This window comes from Desulfoluna sp. CYM3A (assembly GCF_056829965.1).
Genome location: NZ_CP186556.1, coordinates 3884547 through 3897242, shown reverse-complemented (window position 1 = coordinate 3897242; position 12696 = coordinate 3884547). Strand labels below are relative to the sequence as shown.

At 59.2% G+C, this 12696-nt stretch carries 8 protein-coding genes; 5 read left to right on the top strand and 3 right to left on the bottom strand.

Going from position 1 to position 12696, the window contains the following annotated elements; translation table 11 throughout:
- Window positions 1–127: 127 nt before the first annotated feature.
- Complete coding sequence (locus tag ACOYW1_RS19815) at window positions 128–1426, top strand: BamA/TamA family outer membrane protein (protein ID WP_482419418.1); 1299 nt, start codon at window positions 128–130, stop codon at window positions 1424–1426.
- 113 nt (window positions 1427–1539) lie between these two features.
- Here the strand turns inward: ACOYW1_RS19815 and ACOYW1_RS19810 are convergent, their stop codons facing one another.
- The 3 genes from ACOYW1_RS19810 to ACOYW1_RS19800 all read right to left on the bottom strand — a co-directional run bounded on the left by ACOYW1_RS19810 (window position 1540) and on the right by ACOYW1_RS19800 (window position 4084).
- On the bottom strand, window positions 1540–2190 hold the full coding sequence (locus ACOYW1_RS19810; protein ID WP_482419417.1) for a hypothetical protein: 651 nt from the start codon (window positions 2188–2190) through the stop codon (window positions 1540–1542).
- A gap of 266 nt (window positions 2191–2456) precedes the next feature.
- Window positions 2457–2837, bottom strand: coding sequence for a hypothetical protein (locus ACOYW1_RS19805; RefSeq protein ID WP_482419416.1), 381 nt, complete (start codon window positions 2835–2837; stop codon window positions 2457–2459).
- Window positions 2838–2872: 35 nt separating this feature from the next.
- A complete protein-coding gene (locus tag ACOYW1_RS19800; RefSeq protein ID WP_482419415.1) occupies window positions 2873–4084 on the bottom strand; it encodes an NADH:flavin oxidoreductase in 1212 nt (403 codons plus the stop codon).
- A 429-nt stretch (window positions 4085–4513) separates the two neighbouring features.
- Here ACOYW1_RS19800 and ACOYW1_RS19795 point away from each other — a divergent pair, with 429 nt between their 5' ends.
- From ACOYW1_RS19795 to ACOYW1_RS19780, 4 genes are all read left to right on the top strand, one after another.
- Window positions 4514–6430, top strand: coding sequence for an ATP-binding protein (locus ACOYW1_RS19795; protein WP_482419414.1), 1917 nt, complete (start codon window positions 4514–4516; stop codon window positions 6428–6430).
- Window positions 6431–6442: 12 nt separating this feature from the next.
- Window positions 6443–8215, top strand: coding sequence for a sigma 54-interacting transcriptional regulator (locus ACOYW1_RS19790; RefSeq protein WP_482419413.1), 1773 nt, complete (start codon window positions 6443–6445; stop codon window positions 8213–8215).
- A 403-nt stretch (window positions 8216–8618) separates the two neighbouring features.
- A complete protein-coding gene (locus ACOYW1_RS19785) occupies window positions 8619–10619 on the top strand; it encodes a methyl-accepting chemotaxis protein (RefSeq protein ID WP_482423774.1) in 2001 nt (666 codons plus the stop codon).
- Between the two features lie 290 nt (window positions 10620–10909).
- Window positions 10910–12238, top strand: coding sequence for a sigma-54-dependent transcriptional regulator (locus ACOYW1_RS19780; protein ID WP_482419412.1), 1329 nt, complete (start codon window positions 10910–10912; stop codon window positions 12236–12238).
- Window positions 12239–12696 lie beyond the last annotated feature (458 nt).

The following is a 12696-nucleotide window of genomic DNA, read 5'->3' as shown; positions in this document are numbered from 1 at the left end:
AGCCTTTTAAGGAACCATCAGGACACGCCATATGTATACCAGCCGCGGACCGGGCAAGCCGTTCCAGGCATTTTCCTCCGCGCCCTTTGTTGCGAACACATCACCCAAGCAAGGACTGGCCCAGATCATGCGTATGACGCTCCTTTTTCGATGGGTTCTGGTGGGATGGCTCCTTTCTGTCTGTATGTGGTCCCTTTGCTCTGGGGACGAAGCGTCCCTGGTGCGGGGGACGGCTGACTCCCTTGGCACCATCAGCATTCCGTACGGGTTTTACAACGACAGTTTTGGTTTTGCGGTGGGGTATGTGCACAGTGTCACCGGTTATCCCCAGAAGCAGGCCGGGCTCCTGGGCACCGCCATGGTGGGGACCCAGGGATCGGCCATGGCCATTTTGTACGGGCAGGACATCCTGCTTCCTAACACGGAGCGGTTTCTGTTCGATCCCATTGCCTCGGTGGGGTATTTTTCAGACAATGAGAGCTATATCGACGGGAATCCCAATTTCACCGGGGAGCGGGCGGGGAGCAACGGGTCCGACAAGGACAACTTTGTCACCGGGGACGGGTGGGATAACTACTTTCGGCTTCGGTTCCAGTATCTCTTGCCCATCGCCGGGGGCAAGGTGGTCTCCTTTGACACCGTAGCCCTGAAGGAGGGGCTTCCGGTCTTGAAACCCAGGGAGGAGCCGCGATGGAACCCGCTGTCAAGCGGCAAGATCTACCTTGAGCTGACCCCTTTCTACCGGTCCCAGCAGGTGGACGGTGACGATATCGAATCCAACCTGAAGACCAACGGCCTTGATGTGGGGGTGTTCTGGGACAACCGCGATTTCCATCAAAACCCTTCCTGCGGAAATGCTCTGAATCTCCAGTTGTCCCGAGACTTCGGGTGGCTGAACAGCACCGAGTCCTGGACCACGGTCTCCGCCGAATACGACCACTACATCCCCTTATTCCTTTCCCCTGCGTTTCGCCAGTCGGTTCTGGCTTTAGATGCCTGGACCGCCTACTCCCCATCCTGGAACGAAATCGAAAACGGGGTGATCGAGAATCGCCCTCCGGCATTTTCAGGGGCCACCCTGGGCGGTGAATGGCGGATGCGGGGCTATCCGTCGAATCGTTTCAGCGACAAGACCGCCGTTTACTACGCCGCCGAGCTTCGGATGATTCCGTATTGGAATCCCTTTGAGGGCTGGCCCTGGCTCCAGCATTACGTGGGGGTGGCCTGGGTGCAGTTCGTCCCCTTTGTGGAAGTGGGCAGGGTGGGGCCCTCCTGGGACCTGTCCGAGCTTCATTCGGACATGAAGGTTGATGTGGGCCTGGGATTCAGGGTGTGGGCCAAGGGGATCGTGGCCCGGGTGGATGTGGCGGTTTCCGAAGAGTCGGTGGGGGTGCAGATGATGGTGAGCCAGCCCTTTCAATTTTGAGCCGGGCGGCTTTGCGGATAAATTGGTTTTCTTATCCTTCGGGGCAAGGCAGGGCGCACCGGGTTCCCCATGGTGCCATGGGGGACCCGGTGCATGGCGGTGTCATCGGAACGTCAGGGCTTGGGGCAGTCATGGGGCGTCGCCTCTGCGGTCTCTTTCAATGCCTCAAGATCCACGGTGGGGAAGGGCATGATGTGAACCTGGGGCTTGGTTGTGTCGGACTGCGGCGGGGTCTCCTGGCTGATCACTTTGTTTTGGATTTTTCCGGTGTTCCGGTTGATGGTGTACCTTTCGGTGGTGCCGTCGGAGTAGATCCGTTCCCTTTCGATGACCTTCCCTTTGAGGGTATCCACCTGGGTGTATTCACGGGGGGCATCCACGGGCTTTGGTGGCTCGGCATGAGCATACGGAACCCAGGACCGGGCACCCGTCTGTTCGGTGGGGAATGGAAACCACTGGGAGTAATTGCCGTACTCGGCAAAGATGTCGCCGCCCTCATAGATGGAGAGCTTCATGTTGACGGTTTTGTGGCGGGTCTTGATGGGCACCGGAATGGTGACGATGGGCGATTTCCCGAAGTTGTCCGAAAACAGGCGGTTGTTGATCTGTTCCGACCGGGTTTTGGGAAAATTGATGAGGGATTTGTAGATGTCCAGACCGGCGTTGACCAGGGAAGGGATCACGAGAAGCACAGCCGTCAGCCCGATGATCCAGTTTCGCATATCGGTCCAGAGGGATGGGGAGGAAGAGGCATGATCGTTCATGGATCGCTCCTTTCATTTAACCCGGATATTTCACGAGTCGAGTGCACCCATATTCAAGGCATCAGAGCTGCAGATGTAGTGTTTTACCTCAAAGCTCTGATAACGCAGAAGATGGGTGCACTCGGCTCGCCCGAAGGGTGAGAAAATCAAACAGCAAACGCTGATTTACATTTTGCATTTTCAAAATAGCAGACACTTTTATCGTAGATGGCTAAAATCATAGTGTTTTTTCTTTTGGGCGGTTGTTTTCTCATGAAATGTCCGGGCTAAGATCGGGCACTGAACTCCTTCAAGATTTGATCCAACGCGTCGGGGTCGCTCTGGCTGAGGCTTTCCAGGATCCTGCGGGCGGCCGTCCGGGTGGCCACCCTCATCTCTTTTTTTATCTTTTCCGTATCCTGTTGAACCACCATGAGATCCTTGAATGCGTCCTTGCTCTGTGTTTTTTTTCCCCCCTCCTCCACCAGGGAAATGAGGACCTCGGTGATGAGGCCGAGCTGCCTGCCGTAGGACGCTTTGCTGACAATGGCCTTTTCCATCCGGCCGTCTCCGGCTTCTGCGGGGATGGCGCCGAAAAAAACATCGGGGTCGATGCTCTGGACGACATCTCCGCTCCAGGGATAGTTGATTTGAGGGTACGGGATCATGGTGAGGCCTCCTTCAGGTTGGGTGTTAGTCCGTTTTATTTGTACCTGCGATTCAGCCGGGAAGGCCGTTGCGGTAGCAGGCCGAGGGCAGTTGGTTCGTGGCAGCTTTGTTGCGATCCATCGGTTGCAGGAGATGCGTGGCAACGTCGTTTTCCTTTTTCCTTGAGGCGGTTGACAAAGGCGGGCTGCCGGATGAGGGGCCGTGCAAGGGCGATGAAGTCGGCGTGGCCTTCCGCAAGGACGGTTTCCATGTGCGTCTTGTTGCGCATGCCCCCCACGATGACCAGGGCCATGTCTCCGGCGCACTCCTTCACGGCTTTGAGGTCTTCCAGGCTCCAGCCTTCGATGAGGTCGCGGGTTCCTTCCAGTTGTTTCATCAAAAGCCATCCCACCGGTTTTTTCCATGCGGGCAGGGCCCGGACGATCTCCTTGACCGGGACGCCCCCGCGCCAGCAGCTCATGTGATCGTAAAATTTGACACCGGTTGTCAGCTCCAGGCCGTTGACCCCTGAGTCCCTGAGCCACTCTGTGTAGGTACGGGCCAGCTCCAGGGTGATGCCCTGCTGCGGGGTCAGGTCCCGGGAGTTCATCTTCACGAGGATGGGGATCTCTTTGGAGACCTTCTCTTTGATGCCGGTGATGATCTCCTGCATGATGCGGAACCGGTTTTCGGGGGAGCCGCCCCAGCGGTCTTTCCTTACGTTGAAAAAGGGGCTGAGGAACTGGTTAAGGAGGTCGCCGCCCCCGGCGTGGAGGTAGATGAGGTCGGAACCGGCTTCCACGGCCCGGCCCGCTGCCGCCACAAAGACGTCCACGGTCTCTTGCACCATGGCATCGCTCATTTCGTCGGGCTTGATGAAGTAGGATGGGTCCCGCCTGATGCGGGACGGGCCCAGGGGGTTGCGACCGATGAGGTGTTTTTCGGTCTGGCGCCCGGCGTGGGAGATCTCAAAGGCGATTCTGGCTCCGTGGGCGTGGACGGTGTCGGCCAGTTTTTTGAGGCCCGGGACCATGGCGTCACTGTGGATGCCCGCCTGCCGTTTCTGTGCCCGCCCCAGGGGGGAGGCAAACATGTAACCGGTGCAGATCAGGCCCACCCCGCCTCTGGCCAGGCGTTCATGGCAGGCAAGCATGTCGTCGCCGATGGAGCCGTCGGCCTCGGCCAGCCCTTCATAGACCGGTGCTCTGACAAACCTGTTTTTGATTTCAAGGGATCCGATTTTTCCTGGCGTGAACAGCAGCGACATGGGCGATCCTTTCGGGTGGTGTGCAGGCCTGCTCCGGGGGCGGAGTCGCATCACTTCATATGGGAACCGGCGGCACCGGATCGGAAGAACTGCGGGACCGGCCGGGGATTAAGGACGGGCCGATAAATTATTAAGTAAAACAGGACATGGGGGGTTGCTTGCAACGGGTAAGAAGGAAATCAACAAGTCATTAACGAACGGCCTTTAAGGATGACTAATCATGAATGATTTCAAATGCGGCTGTCAAGTGGCAATGAGACCACCGGAGAAATTCGCGATGGGGCAGCGGGGCCGGAGGGCCCCTGAATTCATACCCTGAGCGGGATGGCCGTGGTTTCGCTTGTGAGACATTGGTGGTAAGTGTCATGGGGATACCGGTCCACGATACGGCATCGACAATGTGAACGCGAATATCAGTCGGAGGTTTTCTTGAAAGGGACGGCGACAATCAGCAGGGGCGGTGCGAAGATGACCGAAGGGACGGCCATCGTCATCGGGTCTCGGCTGTTCCTGGCATTTTTGTGTGTGATCTGTTTTATGGTCTGCCTGGGGTTTGTGGGGGTCTACAACGTCAAAAACGTGATGCGGACCGTGGAGCTCGCCAACGACAGGATCCTGGAGCTCAAGATGATCCAGGGCCGTTTGAACCACGCGCGTATCTATATCTATGACCTGGTGAGCCCCGGGGACCGAGAGCAGATCGATTGCATCAAGGCCCAGTTCAACGCGGACATGGACTCCATCTCGGAAACCATCGACACCTACGGGTTGCCCAGGGATACCTTTGACTCGGCCCGGGCCACCTACGACCGGATCATCCGCCTGACCTACGGCGAGGCGGGCATGCATGCCGACAAGGTGCTCCGGACCCTCTCCAAGATCGAGCATGAGCGCCTCTCCGTTCTCTTTGATGAAAAGGTCTCGGCCATCATCGCCAGGCTTCAGTCCCGCATCATCTCTGCCTACCATCGCGCCATTGCCTTGACCGTGGTGCTCTGTTCCATGGCCCTTGTCACCCTGACGGCGTGGGTGTTTTTTCTGGGGAAGCTTCTGGCCGAGAGGAAACGCGCCGAGGAGATGCAGCACCGGTACCTGGAGCGCCTGGACCTTCTCCACCGCATGGACCAGTCCATCCTGGGGGTGCGATCCCCGGATGCCGTGGCCCAGGCTGCCATGCATCACATTCTTCATATGGTGCCGTGTGACCGGGCCACTATCGCGACCTTTGATGCGGAGATGGGTACCGGGACCCTTCAGGCCATGTATTCGCGGCAGGAGACCGAGATCGGCGCGGGGCTCTGCATGCCCCTCTCCTCTTTTTACGTGTCTCCGGCCATGACCCGCGGGGAGCCCCTGGTGATGGAGGACATGGCGACCTCGGAACAGGATTCCGATGTGGCCCGAAAGCTTGCGCTGAGGGGAATCCGGTCGTGTGCCGGGGTTCCCATGGTGATCGAGGGGCGTATGATCGGGGCCATCTATGTGGGCAAGGAGCGCCCCGGGGGCTTTCTTCCGGAGCACCTGGACATCGTGACGGAAGCGGCAAACTCCCTGGCCACGGTGATCTACCATGCCCAGCTCCATGCCGAGATCCTTAAAAACACTGGGGAACTGGAGATGCGTGTGGAGACGCGGACCCGCGAGCTTGCCGCCGCCAACCGGGCCCTGGTGGCGGCCAACCGAGAGCTGGAGGCCTTTTCCTACTCGGTGTCCCACGATTTGCGGGCCCCTTTGCGTCGCATCGATGGGTTTTGCCAGGCCCTGGAGGAGGACCACGGGGCTCGTCTCAGCGCCGAAGGCACGGCTTGCCTGGGCCGGGTGCGCAGGGCCGCCCGTCACATGGCGGGCCTCATCGACGACATCCTCCATCTGGCCAGGGTGACCCGCTGCGAGATGGTCACCGAGCCCCTGAACCTCTCCAGCCTGGTGGTGTCCACACACAAGGAGCTGGATCGTCAGCATCCCGGCCGGGCTGTGGAACTCATTGTTGCTCCGGGGGTGTCGGGCCAGGGGGACCCCCGCCTCATCCATATTCTCTTTGCCAACCTCATGGGCAATGCCTGGAAGTTCACGGCACCAAAGGAAAATGCGGTTATTGAGTTCGGCACCCTGGGGAGCCGGAAGCATGGAAAACCGGTCTATTTTTTCAAGGACAACGGGGTGGGGTTCGATATGAAAGGGCAGGACAAGCTGTTCAGGCCGTTTCAACGGCTCCACTCCGGCGATGAGTTCCAGGGCTCGGGGGTGGGGCTGGCCACGGCGCAGCGGATCGTGCACCGCCACGGGGGAACCATCTGGGCGGAGAGCGCTCCAGGCCACGGCGCCGCGTTTTATTTTACCCTTTAAGGACAAACCCGGATGAACAACCCATTGAACGTGCTCATCGTCGAGGATTCCGAAGACGATGCCTTTCTGATTATACGCAGGCTTCGAAAAGACGGGCTTCGTCCCCATTGCGAGCGGGTGGACGGCGAGGCGGAGATGCGCGGGGCCCTTGCCTCCCGCCGCTGGGACGTCATTATCTCCGATTACGACCTGCCGGGGTTCGGGGGCATTGAGGCGCTGGAGCTCTGGAAGGCGTCGGGCATGGACATTCCCTTTATCATGGTCTCCGGGGTGCTGGGGGAAGACGTGGCCGTAGAGGTGATGAAGCAGGGGGCCCATGACTACCTGATCAAGGATCGCCTGGATCGCCTCGTTCCGGCCATCGAGCGGGAGCTGCGCGATGCGGCCAACCGCAGGAAGCAGGTGGTGGTGGAGCGGGCCCTGGACCGGAGCGAGGTACAGTACCGGCTCCTCACCGAGCAGATCGCCGACGGCATCTCCCTGACCCAGAACGGGCAATACCTCTTTGTCAACAGTGCCTTTGCCGAGATTTTCGGGTACCCGGACACCGAGTGCCTGGTGGGGCGTCAGGCCTTTCACCACCTTGTGGAGAAAAAGCGTGAGGCCGTGCTGACCTGGGTACGCCAGCTTGAGGAGGGCAAGGGGGGGCCGGATTCCTTCCAGGGACAATGCATCGGGGGGGACGGCAGGGCGTTCTGGGTGGGGGCCAATCTCCGGGTCATTACCTGGCAGGGGAGCAACGCCGTGCTGCTTACTGTACGGGACATCACCGAGGTCAAGGAGAAGGAGCGGCGCCTGGAGGAGGAATCTGCCCTGCTCAGAACGGAAAACAGGCTCCTGCGCTCCTCCATGAAGGATCGCTACCGCTTCGGGGGCATGGTCGGCAAGTCCGTGCCCATGCAGCATGTCTACGAGCTGGTGGCCAAGGCCGCTTCCACCGACGCGGGCGTGGTGGTTTACGGTGAGTCCGGCACGGGCAAGGAGCTTGCGGCCAGGGCCATTCACGACATGAGTGATCGCCGGGGAAACCACTTTGTTCCGGTGAATTGCGGGGCCATTCCCGAGGAGCTTCTGGAGAGCGAGTTTTTCGGGTACGCCAAGGGGGCTTTCAGCGGGGCCCACGGCCACAAGCCGGGGTACCTGGATCACGCGGACGGCGGCACCCTGTTTTTAGACGAGATCGGAGAGATCAGCCTGAACATCCAGGTGAAGCTGCTCCGCGCCATCGAAGGCGGCGGGTACTCTCCCCTGGGGAGCGTGGCCGTGAAAAAGCCCGATATCCGTATCATTGCTGCCACCAATCGGGACCTGGAGGGCTTGGTGCGAGCCGGTTCCATGCGGGAGGATTTTTATTACAGGATCCACATCATCCCCATCTACCTGCCCCCGTTAAAGGAGCGGCGGGAAGACATCCCCCTGCTGGTGGAGTACTTCATCAACGCCCAGGGCGTGGGGAGTAAATCCGCCGTGATGGACGGCCGGTCCATGCATGCCCTGCTGGAGTATGGATGGCCCGGGAACATCCGTGAACTTCAGAATGTGGTGCGGCGATACCTCACCCTGGGGACCCTGCAGCTTGAAGGGGCGAATTCCATGGAGGCCGCGGGGACAGTGGAAGAAGAGGTCCGGGACCTGCAGGCGGCCATGAAGTGCCATGAAAAGAAGCTGCTGCTCATGGCCCTGGAGAAAAACCGGTGGCACAGGGGCAACACCGCCAGGTATCTGAACCTTCCCGCCCGTACTTTCTATAAAAAAATGAAGGACCATCAGCTGAATTCTGCATGAATTGTGCAAAAAACGGCAGTATCGGTGAAGTGCTGTTATTTCATGGGGATACCGTCAGACTCTTTTCTGTTGTGCCATTTCTTGCACCTGCATGGGCTTCCCGGCGTGCATGGGCTCCCCTTGATTTACCTTGAAAATGAGGCGGTTCCGATATCTGCGGCGAGACTGGCACCCCTTGTGCAATGAATCTTTTGCATCGGCGGGGCGGTGAGCCGGATGATTCCACCGGGTGAAACCTTTGAAACGTCATCCATACGTTTTGCAAGGGGACTCCCTCTTCTTGTTTCCTTCTTGTTTTGCAGCGGAACACAAACCACCTACACCACCGTACATTACTTTGTGCTCATCGCCCCGGCGACTGTTTTTTTGACTGACTTTTTTGTCCGGGGACTGACGTTTGAAAGTGACCATCAAAGGCAAGATCATCGTGGCCTGCGTGATGATGCTTGCCGTATCCATTGTTTCAATCTGCGTGATCACGGGGGCGAGGCTCACAAAGAGCTCCCTTGCCCTGTTTATCCAGGAATCCAGTGACGAGCTCAGGCAGGTGGACGAGACCATCGCCCTGTTGATAGACGCCGTGGCGGCGGACGCAGCCATGCTGGCCAGGGACCCTCGCCTCCTCAAAGACGACAACAGCCTTACCTCCTACCGTCACACCAGCGACCCCACCCCCATGACGCCCCTTGATAACGGGGGGCTTGAAGCCGATATTTTTCGGTATTTCCAGACCATGCTGGACACCCATCCCGCCTATGGTTCCCTCACCTTCGGGACGCGTTACGGCGGGTATGTGCAGTGCCCTGTCAGTGAGAGGAAGCCCGGGTACGACCCCACCACCCGGGGCTGGTACCAAAGCGCCCTTGCTGATCCTGGGCGGGTCGTTATGACCGACCTGTACAGGGCCTCGGACGGCGAGGCCTACCTCAGCCTGCTCAAGGCCGTCACAGGGGCCGGTGGCGAGGTCCTGGGGGTGGTGGCCGCCGACTTGAAGCTTTCCGGGCTTACGGCATTGATCGGTTCCGTCTCCTTTGGAAAGAGCGGGTACGTGGTGCTCGCAGACAAGACCGACACCATCCTTGCCAACCCCAGGCATCCTCAGATGAATTTTACGCGTCTTGCGGGAAGCGGTGTGGCGCTCTACGAACACATTGCGGACACCGCCTCGGGCCACCTGAGGGCCGACGGTGAGGGCGGGGACTACGATATCAATGTGTACACCTCCCCGCGGACCGGCTGGAAGCTCATCGGCGTCATCGATCACGGGGAGATTCTTTCCCATGCCCGGGGCATGCTGGGGACCCTTGCCGCTGTGGGGGCGTTTTTTTTCGTGGTGTCCGTCTTTTTCGCGTTTTTCCTGGCCGAATCCATGGTGCGGCCCGGTCGGCGTTCTTACCGGGGACTCAGGGAGATGGCCGAAGGCGAAGGGGACCTGGCCATGCGCCTGGAAGTACGGGGAAAAGACGAGATCGCCGAGCTCTCGGGCTGGTTCAACGTGTTCATGGACAAGATCCATGCGGTTGTAACGGACACGGCCTCCAACGCCCATGCCGTGGGCAGCGCCTCCGGGGATCTGCTGGGCATTTCCGAGAAGATGGCTTCCGGTGCGGAGGAGACGGCCCAACAGGCCCATCGCATCACCACGGCCTCCGTGGGCACCATGGAGAGCATGGACACCATTGCAGGGGCCATGGAGGAGACCTCGGCCAGCATGGCCATGATCGCCGCGGCCACGGAGCAGATGACCGCAACCATCAATGAGATTGCCCATCACTCGGCTAAATCACGTGAGATCTCCGAAAAGGCGGTGGCCAATGCCGGGAGCGCGTCGGATAAAATGGGCCGCCTGGGTGACGCCGCCGGAGAGATCGGGCACGTCACCGAAGCCATCACCGAGATCTCGGAGCAGACCAACCTGCTGGCCCTCAACGCCACCATTGAGGCGGCCCGGGCCGGGGGCGCGGGCAAGGGGTTTGCGGTGGTGGCAGGGGAGATCAAGGACCTCTCCAGGCAGACCGAGGAAGCCACAGGGGAGATTCGCGGCAAGATCACAGGGATCCAGGAGGGGACCCGTGAGGCCCTTTCCGAGATCGGGGATATCTCAACGACCATCCACGAGGTAAACGACATCACCCTGACCATTGCCACGGCCATTGAGGAGCAGTCGGCGGCGACCCGGGATATTTCGGGTAACGTCACCGAGGCCACGGAGCGGTTCAGGCAGGTCAACGACAGCATGGCACAGGTTCTGGCCGTCGTTCGTGAGATCACCGCCGAGATCGGACAGGTGGACGGGTCCGTGGATGAAATGAGGCAAAACAGCAGCAAGGTCAACTCCAGCGCCGACGGTCTGGCCCATCTCTCCGAGACCCTCTCGGCGGTGGTGGAGCGCTTCAGGCTCTGAAGCCCGGGGGAAAGAGCGCGAAGCCGCAAAGGCATTGCAGGGTGTGCGGCCGGGAACTGGTTGTCAGCGTTTTTTTAACATTTATGTTTGAAGATAATTTTAGTAAAAGATGACGATATCCGGGTCGGGTGTTGCGTTTGTATTAAGTACTGCAGACCGGGTTTGGGAGGCGTTCTTGATTAGGAAAAAAGATGGTAAGTCCGGGCGTGCCCCGGCTGCGGAGTGATGGGTGTGAGGTGACGGTGCAGGTTCTCGTTGTTGATTGCGGCTGTTCAAGGGACAATGATCTGATGAACGCGTTGGAGTGCTTCGGCGGTACGGCCGATTGTGTGACAACGGTGGAAGACGGGCTTAAAGCGGCGGCGACGTCCGAGGTGGAGCTGGTGCTTTTTGATGAAGTGGCGCCGGATGGCCACGGCGTGGATCCCGTGGCGGCCTTTCTGGATCTTCCGTCGGAGCCCGAGGTGATCGTCATCACGGAAAATGCCGACATGAAAAACGCGGAAGCAGCCCTTAAACACGCGCTGGATGACATGCAGAAGCCTTTTTCCAGCGATGAGCTGCTGCTGGTCATGGCCCGTGCTTCGGAGTATCGGCGGCGCAAGCTTCTGGCAAACAAAGAGGTGCGGTTCAACAGGGAAGGCATCGTGGGAAGCTCCCGCCCCATCCGAAAGGCCCTGGAGCTTGCGGCCCAGGCCGCGGAGTGCGACGCCAATGTCCTGGTGACCGGGGAGTCCGGAACGGGCAAAGAGCTGTTTGTCCGGGCGATTCATGAAAACAGCTCCCGACGTGAGAAACCCTTTGTGGTGGTGGATTGTGCCACCATTGCCAAGCCCCTGGCCGAGAGCATGCTCTTCGGGCACGACAGGGGGGCCTTTACCGGGGCGGACGCCAGCCGCAAGGGGCTCATTCGTCATGCCGACGGGGGCACCCTCTTTCTGGACGAGGTGGGGGAGATGTCCCTGTCCGTGCAGAAAAAGTTCCTGCGATTCCTTCAGGAACATGAATTTCGCCCGGTGGGATCGGATACGGTCATTACCTCGTCGTTCAAGCTCATCTCTGCCACGAATCGGGACCTGGATCGCATGGTCAAGGAGGGCTCTTTCCGTGCGGACCTGATGTACCGCCTCAAGGGCGTCGACATCGAGGTGCCTCCTCTGAGGGATCGCCGGGACGATATCAAAGCCATCGCAACCCGTTGCGCGGAACGGTTCTGCCAGGAGAGGTCCCTGCCGGAGAAGCGGTTTTCTCCCTGTTTTGTGGACACCCTGTTGAGTTACGACTGGCCGGGCAATGTCCGTGAATTGCTGGTTGTCATGGACAAGGTCCTTGCCAGTGCCTGGAACTACGACCTGCTCTACGATTTTCACCTGCCTCCCTTTGTCCGCCTCTCCCGGGTGGGCCACGCCATGCGAGACCGCGGGAGCAGGGGTGATCTCCGGGACTTGCCCAGTTTTCGAAAGCACCAGGCCGACAGCACCAGGGCGTACCTGCAGCGGCTGGTTCGTACGGCGGGGGGAGACAAGGACCGGGCCTGCCGGATATCCGGGCTTTCCAAGTCCTATTTGTATAAACTGCTCAAACAGCATGGTGTTGGCATGGGTGACGAGAATCGGTGACCCTGCCAATGACCTGATATTGTAACCTTTCCTTTTGTAGGGGGATTTTATTCTCTTATTTGAGAATGGTTCTTCCATAAAGGAATTTTTGCTTTTCCACGCCTGAACGCCGTTCAGGGTGTGTTTCATCCATGACTTAGCTTTCTCTCGCCTTGCCCTCTGGCCGTCTTTCATTCTCCGATAAAACAATCCAGGCAGGAAAAAACGCTCCGGCTGCTCTGGGGTTTGACTCATATTGTCTCTCTCGACAATGCGTTAACGTATTTTTGTCTGAGGTGGCCCTGGTTTTGCTTAAGAAAAGGGCGCAGACATGGCGAGAAGGAGCTGATGAGGCCAGCCGGTGGCTTGAAGGGGGTACCGGCGGCCTTGAGTACAGGGTGAGACAGGAAGGCGGTCCATGGCTTCCTGACAGAAAACGGGAAAGGGGTTGGTTTACGGTGGCACCCGCGTATCCATGG